The sequence below is a fragment of the Rhizobium sp. KNZ14-9A genome (assembly GCF_056755015.1).
The window spans coordinates 115,031-131,174 of sequence record NZ_JBPGXB010000002.1 but is presented as its reverse complement, the minus strand read 5'-3'; the positions used below and the strand labels follow the sequence as shown (position 1 = coordinate 131,174).

The 16,144-nt window shown below is 61.3% G+C and carries 16 protein-coding genes; 10 read left to right on the top strand and 6 right to left on the bottom strand.

The window, feature by feature from the left end:
- Window positions 1-16: 16 nt before the first annotated feature.
- Both uxuA and ACR9ZQ_RS06705 read right to left on the bottom strand, forming a co-directional pair.
- On the bottom strand, window positions 17-1,204 hold the full coding sequence (uxuA, locus tag ACR9ZQ_RS06710) for a mannonate dehydratase (protein ID WP_481427368.1): 1,188 nt from the start codon (window positions 1,202-1,204) through the stop codon (window positions 17-19).
- A 44-nt stretch (window positions 1,205-1,248) separates the two neighbouring features.
- Window positions 1,249-1,971 (bottom strand): GntR family transcriptional regulator, encoded by a 723-nt coding sequence (locus ACR9ZQ_RS06705; protein ID WP_481427367.1) that lies wholly within the window; start codon window positions 1,969-1,971, stop codon window positions 1,249-1,251.
- Between the two features lie 237 nt (window positions 1,972-2,208).
- Between ACR9ZQ_RS06705 and ACR9ZQ_RS06700 the strand changes: the two genes are divergently transcribed.
- The 4 genes from ACR9ZQ_RS06700 to ACR9ZQ_RS06685 all read left to right on the top strand — a co-directional run bounded on the left by ACR9ZQ_RS06700 (window position 2,209) and on the right by ACR9ZQ_RS06685 (window position 6,336).
- Window positions 2,209-3,384, top strand: a complete 1,176-nt coding sequence (locus ACR9ZQ_RS06700) for an extracellular solute-binding protein (RefSeq protein WP_310386012.1) — start codon at window positions 2,209-2,211, stop codon at window positions 3,382-3,384.
- 121 nt (window positions 3,385-3,505) lie between these two features.
- Window positions 3,506-4,609, top strand: coding sequence for an ABC transporter ATP-binding protein (locus tag ACR9ZQ_RS06695; protein WP_481427366.1), 1,104 nt, complete (start codon window positions 3,506-3,508; stop codon window positions 4,607-4,609).
- Window positions 4,606-5,490, top strand: a complete 885-nt coding sequence (locus ACR9ZQ_RS06690) for an ABC transporter permease (protein WP_481427365.1) — start codon at window positions 4,606-4,608, stop codon at window positions 5,488-5,490. The genes ACR9ZQ_RS06695 and ACR9ZQ_RS06690 overlap by 4 nt, the downstream gene beginning before the upstream one ends.
- Window positions 5,491-5,493: 3 nt before the next feature.
- Complete coding sequence (locus ACR9ZQ_RS06685; protein WP_310386017.1) at window positions 5,494-6,336, top strand: ABC transporter permease; 843 nt, start codon at window positions 5,494-5,496, stop codon at window positions 6,334-6,336.
- A gap of 39 nt (window positions 6,337-6,375) precedes the next feature.
- Here ACR9ZQ_RS06685 and ppk2 read toward each other — a convergent pair whose 3' ends face one another.
- Window positions 6,376-7,284, bottom strand: coding sequence for a polyphosphate kinase 2 (ppk2, locus tag ACR9ZQ_RS06680; RefSeq protein WP_113319511.1), 909 nt, complete (start codon window positions 7,282-7,284; stop codon window positions 6,376-6,378).
- Here ppk2 and ACR9ZQ_RS06675 point away from each other — a divergent pair.
- Genes ACR9ZQ_RS06675 through ACR9ZQ_RS06650 form a run of 6 tightly spaced genes read left to right on the top strand, consistent with a single transcriptional unit; the run spans window position 7,283 to window position 12,180 of the window.
- On the top strand, window positions 7,283-7,648 hold the full coding sequence (locus ACR9ZQ_RS06675) for a hypothetical protein (protein ID WP_481427364.1): 366 nt from the start codon (window positions 7,283-7,285) through the stop codon (window positions 7,646-7,648). The genes ppk2 and ACR9ZQ_RS06675 overlap by 2 nt on opposite strands.
- A complete protein-coding gene (locus tag ACR9ZQ_RS06670) occupies window positions 7,618-8,793 on the top strand; it encodes an ABC transporter substrate-binding protein (protein WP_481427363.1) in 1,176 nt (391 codons plus the stop codon). Before ACR9ZQ_RS06675 ends, ACR9ZQ_RS06670 begins: the two co-directional genes overlap by 31 nt.
- Window positions 8,794-8,847: 54 nt before the next feature.
- Window positions 8,848-9,708: a branched-chain amino acid ABC transporter permease gene (locus ACR9ZQ_RS06665; RefSeq protein WP_310386021.1), complete on the top strand. Its 861-nt coding sequence runs from the start codon at window positions 8,848-8,850 to the stop codon at window positions 9,706-9,708.
- Window positions 9,705-10,739, top strand: coding sequence for a branched-chain amino acid ABC transporter permease (locus tag ACR9ZQ_RS06660; protein ID WP_310386023.1), 1,035 nt, complete (start codon window positions 9,705-9,707; stop codon window positions 10,737-10,739). Before ACR9ZQ_RS06665 ends, ACR9ZQ_RS06660 begins: the two co-directional genes overlap by 4 nt.
- Window positions 10,736-11,482 carry an ABC transporter ATP-binding protein gene (locus tag ACR9ZQ_RS06655; protein ID WP_310386025.1) on the top strand — a complete coding sequence of 249 codons (747 nt, stop codon included), beginning with the start codon at window positions 10,736-10,738 and terminating at the stop codon, window positions 11,480-11,482. The genes ACR9ZQ_RS06660 and ACR9ZQ_RS06655 overlap by 4 nt, the downstream gene beginning before the upstream one ends.
- Entirely contained in the window at window positions 11,482-12,180 is a 699-nt protein-coding gene (locus ACR9ZQ_RS06650) for an ABC transporter ATP-binding protein (RefSeq protein ID WP_481427362.1), read from the top strand. The genes ACR9ZQ_RS06655 and ACR9ZQ_RS06650 overlap by 1 nt, the downstream gene beginning before the upstream one ends.
- A 2-nt stretch (window positions 12,181-12,182) precedes the next feature.
- On the opposite strand, the gene murA is transcribed toward ACR9ZQ_RS06650, so the two are convergent.
- From murA to ACR9ZQ_RS06635, 3 genes are all read right to left on the bottom strand, one after another.
- Window positions 12,183-13,505 carry a UDP-N-acetylglucosamine 1-carboxyvinyltransferase gene (murA, locus tag ACR9ZQ_RS06645; RefSeq protein ID WP_481427361.1) on the bottom strand — a complete coding sequence of 441 codons (1,323 nt, stop codon included), beginning with the start codon at window positions 13,503-13,505 and terminating at the stop codon, window positions 12,183-12,185.
- Window positions 13,506-13,700: 195 nt separating this feature from the next.
- Window positions 13,701-15,113 (bottom strand): vanillate/3-O-methylgallate O-demethylase, encoded by a 1,413-nt coding sequence (gene ligM, locus ACR9ZQ_RS06640; protein WP_481427360.1) that lies wholly within the window; start codon window positions 15,111-15,113, stop codon window positions 13,701-13,703.
- A gap of 156 nt (window positions 15,114-15,269) precedes the next feature.
- A complete protein-coding gene (locus ACR9ZQ_RS06635) occupies window positions 15,270-16,004 on the bottom strand; it encodes a GntR family transcriptional regulator (RefSeq protein WP_481427359.1) in 735 nt (244 codons plus the stop codon).
- Window positions 16,005-16,144: the final 140 nt, after the last annotated feature.

Below are 16,144 nucleotides of genomic sequence, written 5' to 3'. Positions count from 1 at the left end.
CGTAAAAACAAAAAAGTCAGGTCGGCGGCGCGTCGAGCGCGTGCAGAATGCCGCGCAGCTCGGCAAGGCCGCGAAGACGGCCGATTGCCGGATAGCCGGGCGTGACATTCTTCTGCAGGTCGTCGAGCATCCGGTGGCCGTGATCCGAGCGGAAGACGATCGACTGGTCAACGCTGCGGCGGTGATCCTCCGCGACCAGCTCCTTCAGCACGGCAACCATGTTCACGTCACCTTCGAGATGCGCGCTTTCATGGAAGGTGCGGCCGTCGCCTTCGCGGGTCGTGGCGCGAAGATGCGCGAAATAGATGCGCGAGGCGAAGCGCCGGGCGATTGCCGGCAGATCGTTGTCGGCGCGCACACCGAGGCTGCCGGTGCAGTAGCACATGCCGTTGGCCGCAGCCGGCACCGCATCGAAAAGCGCCGCATAATCCTCAGCCGTCGAAGCGATGCGCGGCAGGCCGAAGAGCGAGCGCGGCGGATCGTCGGGATGCAGCGTCAGCTTCACCCCGCGCGCTTCTGCAGCCGGCACAACGGCCTCGAGGAATTCAACGAGGTGCTGGCGAAGCTTCTTCGCATCGATGCCTTGATAGGCAATAAGCTTTTCGCGGAAAGCCGGAATGGTCAGTGGCTCGGTCGTCGAACCGGGCAGAGCCGAGGTGATGATGCGGGTAATTTCGGCAATCTCCGCGTCTGTCATGCTCTCATAGACGGCCTTGGCCCGTGCCCTGTCTTCGTCGGAATATTCGTCGGCAGCGCCCGGACGTTCCAGCACGAATAACTCGAAGGCGGCAAAGCGCTGATGATCGAAGCGCATGGCGGTAGCGCCGGTCGGCGTCACGTAGTCGAGATCGGTACGCGTCCAGTCGACAACGGGCATGAAGTTGTAGCAGACGATCGGAATACCGCAGGCAGAAACCGCCTCGAGACTGGCGATCCAGGCTTCGATCTCGGCCTTGGCCTGCCCGCCCTTACGCTTGACGGCATCGGGGATCGGGATGCTTTCGACGACGCTCCAGGTCAGTTGCGAGCGGCCCGCCGGCGTCGTTTCGATCAGCGACTGGCGCTCGCGCACTTCTGCCTTGGTCCAGGCACGGCCGATCGGCACCTGATGTAGCGACGAAACGATGTTCGTCGCACCCGTCTGGCGCACCTCGTCCAGCGTGACCGGTGCCTCCGGCCCGAACCATCTCCAACCTTGCCGCATCTCGTCTTTCTCTCCTTGGTATCCTGTGTTTTGTCGTTCCGCCGTCAGCAGAAATAGTCGGGGAACTGCGAGCGCAGCTCCGCCACGTCTGGTATAACGGCGCTTAAGTGATGAATCATCGACTCGCGCGCCGCCGCGATATCATGCGCAGCAATGGCGTCGCGGATGACAATATGCTCGTGCACGACATTGTCCATGCGCCCGAGCACCGGCAGCGTCAGACGCCGCGCCCGGTCGATCTGCACCTTCACGGTCTTCAAAATGGTCCAGATACCGGGATACCCAGCGATCTGCGCGATTGCCTCGTGAAACGCCTCATCCTCTTCATGGAAGCTGGAGGCGTTGCCGAGTGCTGCATGCGTTTTCTGTCGGGCGATGATCGCATCCAGCCGCGCGATATCGATCTCCGTCGCGATGTTTGCCGCCGTTTCCACCGTCGTTCCCTCGAGCGCCTTGCGCACCACGACCGCTTCTGGAATGGCCGAAACCGGCACGCGCGAAACCACCGTGCCGGACTGCGGATAGATATCGACGAGCCCACCCTCGGAGAGCCTCAGCAGCGCCTCGCGCACCGGCGTTCGGCTCACACCAAAATCCTCGGCAATGCGCTTTTCCTGCAGCGCCGTGCCCGGTGGGATCCTCAGAGAGACGATGTCGGCATGCAGCCGCTCATGGATCGCGGCAGCCGTCGTCACGCGACGGATCTTTCCAACGGCATCGCGTGGCGCCGAGAAGGAGAGGATTTCAGGGTCGGAAGCCTGCCGCATGCATGGTCTCGGGACGTTGACACTTTCGTGCATACTAGTATATCAATTGAATTCTGTTGCCAAGACATGCCGCAGAGGAGAACAGCGGCATGTCATTGCACCTGGAGGAAAAGCTTCAAGCTGCGAGCATTTGATGCCGCCGGAAAACCGGCGCATCGAGGCATGAGACGTGCATTGCGATGCAAACGAGCGGCGCTCGGGGCAAAGGCCGGCACCGCCGCAAAGGAGGAGGACAGAATGAAGATCACACGCAGAACCTTCGTCGGCGGAGCTGCCGGCGTCGCCGCGGCCGGAATGTTGCCGCTGCGCGCTTTCGCCCAGGCAAAGGCACCGGCAAGCCCTGTTACCATCACCATCGTCGATGTCGCCGGCAATCTGGCGCTGACGCAGGGCATGTTCCAAAACTACGCCAAGGCCAAGCCGGAATTCGTTTCCAGCTTTTCCTTCACCAAGGCCCCTGCTCCGGAACTGCCGGCCAAGATCCAAGCCCAGCAGGCTGCCGGCAAGGTCGATATCGATCTCGTCCTGACCGGCACGGACGCGCTTTCGGCCGGCGTCGACCAGGGTCTCTGGGTCGACCTGTCCAGCCACAAGTCGGCACTGCCCAATCTTGAAAGCATCCTGCAGCCACAGGCCTTCAAGATGCAGGCGCTCGCCAAGGATCAGGGCGTCGTCATCACCTATTATCCGTCCGGCCCGCTGATCGAATACATGCCGGACAAGGTGGCGACCCCGCCGAAGACTGCGCAGGAGCTGCTCGACTGGACGAAGCAGAACAAGAACAAGTTTCTCTATGCCCGCCCGGCAAACTCCGGCCCCGGCCGCACGCTGCTGATGGGCCTGCCCTACCTGCTCGGCGACAGCAATCCGCGAGACCCGGTCAACGGCTGGGCCAAGACCTGGGAATATCTGGCCGCTCTCGGCGAAAACATCGAATACTACCCGACCGGCACCGCCGTGGTCTTCAAGGAACTCGGCGAAGGCACGCGCGACATCGTCGCTACGACCACCGGTTGGGACATCAACCCGCGCGCGCTCGGCATCGTTCCCGAGGAAGCCAAGGTTGGTAAGCTCGAAGGCTTCCACTGGGTCACTGACGCCCACTATGCGGCGATCCCAAAGGGCGTTTCCGACGAAAAGATCGGCGTTCTGCTCGACGTTCTGAACTTCATCTATCAGCCGCAGCAGCAGGCGATCGCCTATGACGCCGGCTACTTCTATCCTGGCCCGGCGGTGAAGGATGTCACGCTCGAGATGGCGCCGGCAGAAAGCCAGGAAACCATCAAGGAATTCGGCCGGCCGGAATATGCCGACTGGATCGCCAGCAGCCCGCTGGAAGTGCCGCTGGAGCCCAAGCAGCTTGTCCAGGCCTTCCGCATCTGGGACGAAAAGATCGGCGCCAAGAAGGGCTGATCCCTGCTGGTCATAATAATCCGGCGCTGGCTTCACGGCGCCGGAATTGCTTGAAAACAAAGGATAGAGCGTCGCCGTGCTTCAAGAGCGGTGATGCTCTATCGGCCAAGATTGCCGATAAATGGAGATTGCATTGACTTTGCCGGTTCAAAACGCAGCAACGCTGTCTTCGCGGAAGAATGCGCGCCTTGAGCTTGATGGCATCAAGCGATCCTTCGGCGCCTATAACGCCCTCGATGGCATTGATCTCACAATTGAACCCGGCGAATTCATCGCACTTCTCGGCCCCTCCGGCTGCGGCAAATCCACGGCGCTGAACTGCATTGCCGGCCTGCTTGGCCTTACCGGCGGCGAAATTCGCCTCGGCGGCAACCGCATCGACCAATTGGAGCCGGAAAAGCGCGGCTTCGGCATGGTCTTCCAGAGCTATGCCCTCTTCCCACATATGAGCGTGCGCAAGAATGTCGGCTTCGGCCTTGCCATGCAAGGTATTCGCGGCGCCGAGGCCGACAAGCGCGTCATCGATGCACTGGCGCTGGTGCGCCTCGAAAGCCAGGCCGATAAGCTGCCCGGCCAGCTCTCCGGCGGCCAGCAGCAGCGCGTCGCCATCGCCCGCGCTATCGTCATTCGCCCGCCGATCGTCCTGATGGATGAGCCACTCTCCAACCTCGACGCCAAGCTGCGTTTGGAAATGCGCGCCGAAATTCGCGGCATCCATGACCAGATCGGCTCGACCACCATCTATGTCACACACGACCAGGATGAGGCACTTTCGCTTGCCGATCGTATCGTCGTCATGAGCCAGGGCCATATCCAGCAGATCGGCACGCCGCAGGATCTCTACCAGCGACCGGTCAATCTCAATGTTGCCGATTTCATGGGCTTCCGCACCCGCATTCCCGGTCGCGTCGTCTCCGTATCCGGCACTGAGGCGGAAATCGAAGCCGCCGGCGCCCGGCTGACCGGCACCATGCGCGACACGTTGAAAGTCGGCGATACCGCTGTCCTCTCAGTGCGCCCGGAAGATCTCGTTGCCACCACCGACGGCATTCCCGTCATCGTCGCGAGCACCGAATATCGCGGCCGCGCCTTCTTCGGCATGGCCCGCTCGGCCGACGGATCGGAGCTCTATTTCCGCTCCGACGATGCCTTGCCGCGTGGCTCTGCCACCACCCTGCAGCCGGTCGCAGGCCGTTCTCTGGTCTTCAAAGGCTCACCTGCATGAACGGCGGCCCCTCATTGAAAACCAGACTTGCCGCACAAGGCCTCGACGGCACGACGCTGCTCGTGCTGCCGGGCCTGCTCTTCATGATCGCGCTCTTCATCTACCCCTTCATCTACGGCGTCGCGGATTCGCTGATGCCGAAGGATGGCGGGCTCTGGTACGAAAATTACGCGAAGTTCTTCTCCGACCAGTTCCAGTACGGCACGATCGCCAACACCATGTGGCTCGCCTTGCCGGTCACCATCGTCAACCTGGCCTTCGCAGTCCCCGTTGCCTTCCGCGTCCGGCTGATGCGCCGCCAGCGTCTGCTGACGACGATCCTCGTGCTGCCGATCACGCTCGGTACCGTCTTCGTCGCTGATGGTCTGCTGACCTTTCTCGGCCCGCGCGGCTGGTTCAACGAAACGCTCATCCTGTTCGGCATCCTGGATTCGCCAGTCAAGCTTACCAACAATTATTGGGGCGTCTTTGCCTCGCTGCTGATAACAGGCTTTCCCTTCGCCTTCCTACTGACGCTGTCCTACATCACCGGCATCGATCCGGCGATCGAGCAGGCCGCCGCCACGCTCGGCGCCAATGCGCGCCGGCGCTTCATACGCGTTTTCCTGCCACTGCTTGTGCCCGGTCTCGCCGTGACCTTCTGCCTGTCCTTCGTGCAAGCTTTCGCCGTCTTCCCGTCAGCTGTCCTGCTGGGCGCGCCGGCGGGCCCGACCCGCGTCATCTCGATCGCCGCCTACCAGGCCGCTTTCGAACAATATGACCATTCCTACGGCACGGCGATCGCCCTCATCATGGGCGGCGTCGAACTCATCGTTGTCGTCGCCATTCTCGGCGCGCGTTCATTCTTCTACCGCGGCCCTGCCGGCGGCACGAAAGGCTGAGCCATGATCCGTGACCAGGGCCTTACCTCGAAGATCTGGCGCATCGCCGTCTGGGCGCTCGCAACCCTCTTCGTCCTCAACCTGCTTGCGGTCATCGCGGCCGTGATCGTCAACTCCTTCGCCACGCGCTGGCTCGGCACATGGCTGCCGCGCGGCTGGACGGATCGCTGGTATTTCAGCGCCTGGAATGAGTTCCAACTTTCCAGCGTCGTCATCGTCACCTTCGAGATGGCCTTCGTCGTTGTGATCATTTCGGGCATTCTCGGCGTCATGACGGCCTATGCGCTGGCGCGTCGCGACTTTCCGGGCAAACGCGCCATCATCCTGCTTTTCCTGCTGCCGTTGCTGATCCCGCCGCTGACCTATGGTATCCCGCTGGCGACCGTGCTTTATCAGCTCGGTCTCGGCGGCACGTTCTGGGGCGTGGTGCTGATCAACCTGGTGCCCTCCTTCCCCTTCGTCGTGCTCGTCATGATCCCCTTCATCGAGCAGATCGATCCGCGCATCGAGGCGGCAGCCCGCGTCTTCGGCGCCGGCACCACGAGCCTCTTTATCCGTATCCTGCTGCCATTGTTGCTGCCCGGGATGCTGGCAGCACTGCTGCTCGTTCTGGTGCGCACTCTTGCCATGTTCGAGCTGACCTTCCTGATCGCCGGACCGCAGACGCAGACGCTGGTCGTCTCGCTCTATTACGCGGTCTTTGCATCCGGCGTGCGTGCCAGCCAGTCGATCGATGCGATGGCGGTGATCTATATGGTGACGACGCTTTTCTGGCTCATCATCGCGCTGCAATTCGTCAATCCGACGCAGATCGTCGCCCGCGCCAAGCAGCAATCGGCGCATTGAGAAACCGCTGCCGGCAGAACCGGCAGCGGCTCCAAGAAATCAGTAAACTTCGGGAACGTAGAGTTCCGGCGGAACCGGGATACGCTGATAGTCTTCGTGACGCACGCGCTCGGGAAGTACGATCTCTTCCTTCGGCACATCCTCGTAAGGAATCTGGCTCAGCAGATGCGCGATGCAGTTCAGGCGCGCCCGCTTCTTGTCCACGGCCTGGACGACCCACCACGGTGCTTCGTCGATATGCGTGCGATCCAGCATCTCTTCCTTGGCCTTGGTGTATTCTTCCCAGTGGACACGGCTCTGCAGATCCATCGGCGAAAGCTTCCACTGCTTCAGCGGATCGTGGATACGCATGTTGAAGCGGAATTCCTGCTCCTCGTCGGTGATCGAGAACCAGTACTTGATGAGGATGATGCCGGAGCGCACCAGCATGCGCTCGAACTCAGGCACCGAGCGGAAGAACTCTTCCAGCTCGTCCTTGCTGCAGAAGCCCATGACACGCTCGACGCCCGCGCGGTTGTACCAGCTGCGGTCGAAGAGCACCATTTCGCCTGCCGACGGCAGATGCGGAGTATAGCGCTGAAAATACCACTGGTTCCGCTCGCGCTCGGTCGGCGCCGGAAGTGCCACGACGCGGCAGACGCGCGGGTTGAGGCGCTGGGTCACGCGCTTGATCGCGCCGCCTTTGCCGGCGGAATCGCGGCCTTCGAAGAGCACGACGACCTTGAGCTTCTTGTAGTGGACCCAGTCCTGAAGGCGGACAAGTTCATGCTGCAGGCGGAAAAGCTCTCGGAAATAGAGCTTGCGTTCGAGCGTCTGTTCGGCCGGGCCGGACATGCCCTCGGCGACCAGCTCGTCGAGCCGGTCCTCCTCCATCTGCATTTCCAGCTCTTCATCGAAGCTGTCTGCAATCTCGTTCTTGATACGGTCGAGCTCAGTGTTTTCGATCATGGCACGCTCCCTGTTCAATTCGCTCGATAAAGCACGTTCTCGCCATAGCTATATGACAGAGTTGCGACGATCAAAAATTTGCTTTGGCAAAACGCAAAATTATAAGGCGCAAACACCGGCTTATCCCGCCTTTCATTGCCGTTCCGGCGGGCGCAATCGACTGGTTCTACAGATGGCCGCGGCTTGTGCCATGTCAAGTTTTATGTATACATTAGACTTGCTGAGCAATTTTCGCGATGGCGGCGTTTTTTTCGGAGGAGCGAGGGAAAACGCTCAGGTCGCGGGCATGTCTCCGGGAGAGAGATATGGTGCACAACATTGGGAGGAGTATACATGGTTTCGTTTTCAAGAAGACTATTCGTAGCTGGCGCTGCGCTCGCCACACTTGCCGGAGCGCCTGCATTTGCACAGGAAACGGTCAAGATCGGCGTGATCCTGCCGATGACCGGCCCTTTCGCCTCAACCGGACGCCAGGTCGAGGCCGGCGCTCGCGCATACATGGCAATCAACGGCGATACGGTTGCAGGCAAGAAGGTCGAGCTCGTCCTGCGTGACGATGCCGGCACTGCCGACCAGACCCGCCGCATCGCCCAGGAACTCGTCGTCAATGATGGCGTCAAGATGCTCGTCGGCTTCGGCCTGACGCCGCTTGCCATGGGCGTCGCCCCGGTTCTCAACCAGGCGAAGGTTCCGGCTATCATCACCTCGGCCACAACCTCGGCCATCATGAAGCAGTCGCCCTATTTCGTGCGCACCTCGATGGGCGGTCCGCAATCCGCCGTCCCGGTCGCCACCTGGGCCGTCCAGAACAATCTGAAGCGGGTCGTCACGCTGGTGACCGATTACGGTCCGGGCATCGACATCGAAAAAGGCTTTACCGACCAGTTCAAGAAAGAAGGGGGCACGGTTGTTGAAGCACTCCGCGTTCCCCTGCAGAACCCGGATTTTGCGCCCTTCCTTCAGCGTGTGCGCGATGCCAAGCCGGATGCCCTCTTCGTCTTCGTGCCCTCGGGTGTCGGCGCGATTTTCATGAAGCAGTTCGTCGATCGCGGTCTAGCGGATGCCGGTATCAAGCTGATCGCCACCGGCGACGTCACCGATGACGACCTCCTGAACGGCATGGGGCCGGCCGCCAAGGGCGTCATCACCGGCCACTTCTATTCGACCGACCACGACAGCCCGGAAAACAAGGCCTTCGTTGCCGAAGTTCGCAAGGCCAACAAGAACATGCGCCCGAACTTCATGTCGGTCGGCGGTTATGACGCCATGCATGTCGCCTATGCCGCCCTCGAAAAGACCGGCGGCGATACTGACGGCACCAAGCTTGTCGAAGCCATGAAGGGCATGGAATTCGTCAGCCCCCGCGGGCCTATCGCCATCGATCCTGATACCCGCGACATCGTGCAGGATATCTACATGCGCGAGGTCAAGGAGAAGAATGGCGAGCTCTACAATGTCGAGTTCGCGACTTACCCGAAGATCCACGATCCGAATACGGCTGCCAAGTAAGCCCAGGAAACAGGCGGCGGAAGCAATTCCGCCGTCTGGATGCAGTGAGGTCTCATGCTGACAATCCTGTTCGACGGCATCGCCTATGGCATGCTTCTCTTTGTTCTCGCCTGCGGATTGTCGGTCACGCTGGGCCTGATGAATTTCGTCAATCTGGCGCATGGCGCCTTTGCCATGGCAGGCGGTTACGTCACCGTCATCATGATGAATAGCTACGGCATCTCCTTCTACTGGTGCCTGCCGGCCGCCTTCATCGTCACAGCGCTTGCCGGCGTTGTGTTGGAACGGCTGCTTTACCGCCGCCTCTATTCGGCTTCGCATCTCGATCAGGTGCTGTTTTCGATCGGCCTCGTCTTCATGGCGATCGCGGCAATCGACTATTTCATGGGCGGGCAGCAGCAACTCATCAACCTGCCACCTGAGCTCAGCGGCCGCTTCGACTTCCTCGGTATCGATATCGGCCGCTACCGGCTTTTCATCATCGTCATCTGCGCGGTGCTGACGGTCACGCTGCAACTGGCGCTCACCCGAACCCGCTTCGGCAGCCAGCTACGTGCGGCCGTCGATGACGGACGCGTCGCCCGCGGCATGGGCATCAATGTCTCGGTCATCTTCGCGCTGACCTTCGCGCTCGGCTCCGGTCTCGCTGGCCTTGGTGGTGCGCTCGGCACCGAACTGCTCGGCCTCGATCCGAACTTTCCGCTGAAATACCTCATCTATTTCATGATCGTCGTGACCGTCGGCGGCACCTCGTCCATTACCGGCCCGTTCATCGCAGCACTTCTGCTCGGCGTCGCCGATGTCGCCGGCAAATATTACGTGCCGCAACTCGGCGCCTTCATCATCTATGCCGTCATGATCCTTGTGCTGATCCTCCGGCCCCATGGCCTCTTCTCCCGGGAGGGCGGCCGATGAGCGGCGAACGCAACAACGCCTCCAAGCAGGCCATGGGGCTCCTGAGGCACGCCGGCCGCTGGCAGATCTGGGAATTAGCGCTGTGGCTGGCGACCATCGCTGCGATCTTCGTCCTGCCATCGCAGATGCTGATCCTGACGGAGATCGCCATCCTGGCGCTCTTTGCCGTCTCGTTGGATCTTATCCTCGGTTATGCCGGCATCGTCTCGCTCGGCCACACCGCCTTCTTCGGCCTCGGCGCTTATGCAGCAGGCCTCTTCGCCGTCCATGTCTCCGGCGAGCCCGTGATCGGCCTGATGGCGGCTGGCCTCGTCAGCGCCCTCTTCGGCTTCCTGACGAGTTTCCTCGTATTGCGGGGCTCCGATCTCACGCGCCTTATGACCACCTTTGGCGTCGCCATGCTGCTTGCCGAAGTGGTTAATCAGGCGGCCTGGCTTACCGGCGGCGCTGACGGACTGAGCGGTATCATCATCGACCCGATCCTCGGCTATTTCGAATTCGATCTCTGGGGCCGCACCGGCTATGTCTATTGCCTTATCGTGCTTGTCGCTCTGACCTACATCGCCCGTCGCATCGTCAATTCGCCTTTCGGCCTGTCGCTGAAGGCGATCAAGCGCAACCAGCGCCGCGCCTCCATGCTCGGCATATCGCCTACCCGCCGCATCGTCGCGATCTACACGATCTCGGCGGCCTATGCCGGTATCGCAGGCGCGCTGCTGACCCAGACGACAAGCTTCGTCTCACCGGACGTGCTCGCTTTCCACCGTTCAGCCGAAGTGCTGCTGGTGCTGGTCATCGGCGGCGCCGGTTATCTCTATGGCGGCGTCTTCGGCGCGGTGATCTTCTCCATCCTGCGCAACTGGCTGTCGGTCATCACGCCGCAATACTGGATGTTCTGGATCGGCCTCGTGCTTATCATCATCGTTCTGGTCGGCCGCGAGCGCCTGACACGCTGGCAGACCCTGCTACCAGGCTCGGCCCGCAAGCGCGAAGCCGGCATGCAGCAAACCGTCGCGGAGGAAAGCAAATGACGCTCGCCCTCGAAACCCGTCATCTCGTCAAGCGCTTTGGCGGCTTCATCGCCACCAACGATGTCTCGCTGCAGATCCGCCAAGGTGCCCGCCATGCCCTGATCGGCCCGAACGGAGCCGGCAAGACCACGATCATCAACCTGCTGAGCGGCGTACTGACACCGAACAGTGGCGAGATCCTGCTCGCTGGTGAGGACATTACCGGTGTCTCTTCCTATCGCCGCGTCGGCAAGGGTCTTGCCCGTACCTTTCAGATCAATCAGCTCTTCGGCGATTTCACGCCGCTCGATTCCGTCATGCTGGCGATCAGCGAACGCAAGGGCCATGGCCGCTTCGCCTGGCGGCCGCTCTCGGCCGACCGCGAAGTCGCCGATGAAGCCGCCGCACTGCTGGAGCGCTTTCGTTTGGTCGATGTCATGGGCACGCCGACGACACTCCTGCCCTATGGCAAGCAGCGCCTTCTGGAGATCGCCCTTGCGATTGCCATGCAGCCGAAGGTGCTGCTGCTCGATGAGCCCGCCGCCGGCGTTCCCGAAGAGGAGCGGCACGAGGTTCTCGGCATCGTCCGCGAGCTGCCGGCCAATGTCACCGTCGTGCTGATCGAACACGATATGGATCTCGTCTTCTCATTCGCAGACCGTATCTCGGTACTCGCCGCCGGGGCGCTCTTTGCCGAGGGAACCGTCGCCGAGATCTCGAAAGACCCGCGGGTGAAAGCCATCTATCTCGGGGAGGATGCCTGATGACCGAATTGCTGCGGATTGAGCGCCTCGTTGCCGGTTATGGCGAAGCGCAGGTGCTTGCCAAGGTCGATGTCTCGCTGGAGGAAGGCCGTTCGCTGGCATTGCTCGGCCGCAACGGCGCCGGCAAGACGACGCTGCTCAACACCATTATCGGCGTCACCGCCCACCACGCCGGCTCCATCCACCTGCAGCAGCGCGACATCACCCGGCTCAGGGCGGAAAAGCGCGCGCCGCTCGGCATCGGCTGGGTGCCGCAGGAACGCAATATCTTCCGTTCGCTGACGGTGGAGGAAAACCTGACGGCGAGCGCCCGCCCCGGCGCATGGAATGTCGGCCGCGTCTACCAGATGTTCCCACGTCTGCAGGAACGCCGTCGCAACCTCGGCAACCAGCTCTCCGGCGGCGAGCAGCAGATGCTCGCGATCGCCCGCGCCCTGATGCTCAATCCGAAGATCCTGCTGCTCGATGAGCCGCTGGAAGGCCTCGCGCCGATCATCGTCGACGAACTTCTGGCCGCACTGCGCCGCATCGTCACCGGTGAGGGCATGTCGGCGATCATTGTCGAGCAGAAGGCTCGCAAGGTGCTGCCGCTGACGGATGAGGTCATCGTGCTTGAACGCGGCGCAGTCACCTACCGCAACACGTCCGAGGCACTTCTCGCCTCACCGGAGACCCTCGACGCGCATCTCAGCGTCTGAGATTATGCCTCGCGCGGCGGTACACGGGTGATGCGCGCACCGAGCGCGTTCAGCCGCTCCTCGATCCGCTCATAGCCGCGCTCGATTTGCTGGGCATTGTTGATGACGCTCGTTCCCTCGGCACACATGGCGGCGATCAGCATTGCCATGCCAGCGCGGATATCCGGGCTTTCCACCTGTGCGGCACGCAGCTTGGAAGGGCCGGCGACGATCGCGCGATGCGGATCGCAAAGAACTATGCGGGCACCCATGGTAATCAGCTTGTCGACGAAGAACATCCGGCTTTCGAACATCTTCTCGAACATCAACACCACACCATCACACTGCGAGGCGGTAACGATGGCGATCGACATTGTGTCGGCCGGAAATGCCGGCCAGGGCTGATCTTCGATCTTCGGAATGTGCCCGCCGAAATCCGGCTGGATTTTCATCTCCTGCCCCGCCGGCACCACGAGATCGTCGCCCTCGACGCGGCAGCGGATGCCGAGACGTTCGAAGGTCATCAGCGTCGAGCGCAGATGTTCCACGCCCGCCCGTCGGATGGTGATTTCGGAACCGGTGACGGCAGCAAGGCCGATCAGCGAGCCGATCTCGTTATGGTCAGGGCCGATACGGTGCGACGCGCCGCCAAGCGGCTGGCCGCCGTGAATGGTCATTGTATTGGTGCCGATACCCTCGATCTTCGCACCCAGGGCAATGAGGAAATGAGCGAGATCTTGAACATGCGGCTCGGAGGCGCAATTGCGCAGGATCGTCTTGCCTTCGGCGGCAACAGCCGCGCAGAGCGCATTTTCCGTTGCCGTGACCGAGGGTTCGTCCAGGAAAACGTCCGCACCGCACAGGTGCCTGGCGCGGAAACTATAGGAGCCGTTAACGCTGATCTCCGCACCGAGTTGTTCCAATGCGAGAAAGTGTGTGTCAACGCGGCGGCGGCCGATGACATCGCCGCCCGGCGGCGGCAGCGTGATCTCGCCACAGCGCGCCAGCATCGGACCGGCAAGCAGGATCGACGCGCGGATACGAGCGCAGAGGCCAGGATCAAGATCAGCCGGCTTGAGATCACTCGCCTCGATCTCGAGTTCGTTGCGGCCGAGCCAGCGCGCCTTGGCGCCGACGGATTGGATCAGCTCGACCAGTGCTTCGACATCGCGGATGCGCGGCACGTTGGTCAGATGCACGAGCTTGTCGGTCAGCAGCGAGGCGGCAATGATCGGCAGGGCGGCATTCTTGTTGCCGCTTGGTTGGATCTCGCCGGCAAGGCGATGGCCGCCCTCGACGATGTACTGAATTCGCTCATGCGGCTGGGCCTGTGCCACTGCTGTCATCCTTGTTCGATTCGATTTTCAGGGGGCATATCTGCGTTGTCATTGTGACATCGGAGTGATCGCCGATCGGGAAGTGTGGCTGTTTTTTAGCGCTGCTGCGCACGGACGGCTAGAGGCAAGAGGACCGGACGAATCCATAAAAAACGGCGCCCTCCCGGGCGCCGTCGTTAACACCGTGGATGGAGGTGTCGGATTTCAGCCCTTCTTGCTACGCCAACTGTCGGCGTAATTCTCGCGGGCTTCGCTGGCATAGGGCGTGGGCGAAACGCGCACACGGATTTCCGCCTGCTTGTGCGGCTCGACGGACGTCTTGCCGGAGCCGCCATCGGGCTCGCCCCAGACGAGGGTCAAGACATCGCCGATCTCGACATCTGCATCAACGATGCCGAGCGAAAGCATGCAGCGTTCGTTGTAGCTGTAGCCGTTGAACATCGACATGCCGACCATCTTGCCATCGCGCATGATCTTGTCGGCGCTGGTCGAGGCATAGTTCGGCTGCGGGAAATCGATCCACTTGAAGTGATCCTCGCCCGGACGGAAGGCCGAGGCGATGACGTTGACGACGTCTTCGGCGTTCCACTCGAAGGTCACCTTCTTGCGGCTCGTCTGGCCCTTCATCTTCTCGAGCGCGGACTTGCCGATGAAATCGTCCTTCTTCCAGCCGATGTAGAAGTCGTAGCCGAGTTCGAACGGCGTGACGTAATAATCCTCGATATTGCTGGAAACGAAGCTGCCGCCGATGGCACCGGTTGCCTCATAGCTGTCGGCGCCGAGCCAGTCGCGATAGGCCGCCAGCATGCCGTCGCCCGTATAAATGCCGGGCAGCGGCGACGGGATCCAGCCGGATTCCAGCGTGTTGGTGGAATAGGCGCGGCTGCCGCAGCGAACGAGATCGACGCCGGCCGCCTTTGCGGATTCCATGATGACCGAGTGGATATAGGCCTTGTCTTCGTAAGGGCCCCAGATTTCCAGGCCCGGCGCGCCGGACATGCCGTGGCGCAGCGCATTCACCGTCTTCGAGCCGACCTTGATCTTGTCGACATGGAAGAACTTGATGTCAGGGATCGGCCCGCCATTCATCTTCTCGAAGATCTTTGGGGCATCCGGTCCCTGGATCTGGTAGCGGTAATGCGTGCGCAGCACCCGTTCGCCTTCCGGGCGGGAGGGCGAACGCGGATCATATTTCAGGCGCACATTCCATTTGCCGTAGGCAGCACAGAACATCAGCCAGTTGGAAGTCGGCGAACGGCCGACGAGGATGAACTTGTCTTCGCGCTCACGGAAGCTGATCTGGTCGCCGATGACATGACCGGCAGGCGTGACCGGCACGAAATGCTTGGCGCGGTTCGTATCGAAATTCGAGAAGGCGTTGACGCCGTGATAGGCGAGGAACTTCTCCGCATCCGGGCCTTCAACAGTCAGCTCGTCCATATGGTGCGACTGATCGAAGAGGACGGCGGAGTTGCGCCACGCGGCCTGCTCCGAACGCCAGTTGGAAAACTCGGCCGCCACGACCGGGTATACATACATGCCGACCTTGGAATTGCGCAGCAACTCCACCGTATTGCCGGCCGACTTCAAAACTTCGGATAGGTTCGATCTCGCCACCTGATATCCTCCCATTGGCATGCGATAATGTATACATCAAATGCCCAAAGCGATCAGATTGCAAGCCTATTTTCTCCCGGCAGCGCCCAGTTCAATGCACCGAAAATGAAAAAGGGCGGCCACGAGCCGCCCTGTTGAAGCGCGAATTATCTGAAATTACCGGTGAATCAGCGCAAGCCCCCTGATCTGCTCGATCAGGGTTGGGTCCTCCGCCAGAATGTATTCAAGATTGCGCCGCGCCGTCCGTGCGTGCTCCCTGGCGATCGCTTCCGCGCGGCTGCCTTCGCGCGCTTCGATCGCACTGACAAGCGCCTTGTGCTGGTCCTGCGCGGAGCGCAGCGAACGGCGGAAGGCGGTGATATCAGCCTTGTCGGGCAGGAAGGCCGACGGCGAGGCAAAGGGCAGCGAACTTGCCCGCTCCACCTCACGCCGAATGATCTCGCTGCCGGCAAGTGCTGCAAGCTGATGGTGGAATTTTTCGTTCAGGTCGGAATAGGCGTCGAAATCCACATCATCGAGCTGCTCGCCAAAACAGGCGTCGAGGTTGAGCACCGTCTGCCTGATATCCTCGAGCGCATCAGGTGTGGCACCTCGTTCCGCAGCGAGCCTTGCCGCCATGCCTTCCATGACGCCACGCACCTCGATGGAATCGACCACATCGGCAAAGCCGAAGCGACGGACCACAAAACCGCCATTTGGCAGACGATCGAGCAGCCCCTCCTCCGTCAGCCGCGACATCGCCTCGCGCACCGGTGTGCGTGAAATATCAAGCGCCTCCGCCAACGGTACTTCGAAGAGACGCGTGCCGCCCTGCAGTTCGCCGCTCAAAATCTTTTCCCGCAACTCGATAACGGCGCGACGGCCATGCGTTGCGGCTTCACTCTGCTTCATCGGCGCCTCCAATCCCGGCTAAATGTATATAACAGCGCGAACGCATACAAAACCCCGCTTCAAGCCATCACTCTAGCACAGATCTGTATGCATATCAGAGGCAATATCCGCGAAGCACGGCAATTATCATAGCCATATCG

Excerpts from the sequence above, each read along its gene's own strand:
- uxuA (WP_481427368.1), bottom strand. The coding sequence starts at position 1,204 with ATGCGGCAAGGTTGGAGATGGTTCGGGCCGGAGGCACCGGTCACGCTG.
- ACR9ZQ_RS06705 (WP_481427367.1), bottom strand. The coding sequence starts at position 1,971 with ATGCGGCAGGCTTCCGACCCTGAAATCCTCTCCTTCTCGGCGCCACGC.
- ACR9ZQ_RS06700 (WP_310386012.1), top strand. The coding sequence starts at position 2,209 with ATGAAGATCACACGCAGAACCTTCGTCGGCGGAGCTGCCGGCGTCGCC.
- ACR9ZQ_RS06695 (WP_481427366.1), top strand. The coding sequence starts at position 3,506 with ATGGAGATTGCATTGACTTTGCCGGTTCAAAACGCAGCAACGCTGTCT.
- ACR9ZQ_RS06690 (WP_481427365.1), top strand. The coding sequence starts at position 4,606 with ATGAACGGCGGCCCCTCATTGAAAACCAGACTTGCCGCACAAGGCCTC.
- ACR9ZQ_RS06685 (WP_310386017.1), top strand. The coding sequence starts at position 5,494 with ATGATCCGTGACCAGGGCCTTACCTCGAAGATCTGGCGCATCGCCGTC.
- ACR9ZQ_RS06675 (WP_481427364.1), top strand. The coding sequence starts at position 7,283 with ATGGCACGCTCCCTGTTCAATTCGCTCGATAAAGCACGTTCTCGCCAT.
- ppk2 (WP_113319511.1), bottom strand. The coding sequence starts at position 7,284 with ATGATCGAAAACACTGAGCTCGACCGTATCAAGAACGAGATTGCAGAC.
- ACR9ZQ_RS06670 (WP_481427363.1), top strand. The coding sequence starts at position 7,618 with ATGGTTTCGTTTTCAAGAAGACTATTCGTAGCTGGCGCTGCGCTCGCC.
- ACR9ZQ_RS06665 (WP_310386021.1), top strand. The coding sequence starts at position 8,848 with ATGCTGACAATCCTGTTCGACGGCATCGCCTATGGCATGCTTCTCTTT.
- ACR9ZQ_RS06660 (WP_310386023.1), top strand. The coding sequence starts at position 9,705 with ATGAGCGGCGAACGCAACAACGCCTCCAAGCAGGCCATGGGGCTCCTG.
- ACR9ZQ_RS06655 (WP_310386025.1), top strand. The coding sequence starts at position 10,736 with ATGACGCTCGCCCTCGAAACCCGTCATCTCGTCAAGCGCTTTGGCGGC.
- ACR9ZQ_RS06650 (WP_481427362.1), top strand. The coding sequence starts at position 11,482 with ATGACCGAATTGCTGCGGATTGAGCGCCTCGTTGCCGGTTATGGCGAA.
- murA (WP_481427361.1), bottom strand. The coding sequence starts at position 13,505 with ATGACAGCAGTGGCACAGGCCCAGCCGCATGAGCGAATTCAGTACATC.
- ACR9ZQ_RS06635 (WP_481427359.1), bottom strand. The coding sequence starts at position 16,004 with ATGAAGCAGAGTGAAGCCGCAACGCATGGCCGTCGCGCCGTTATCGAG.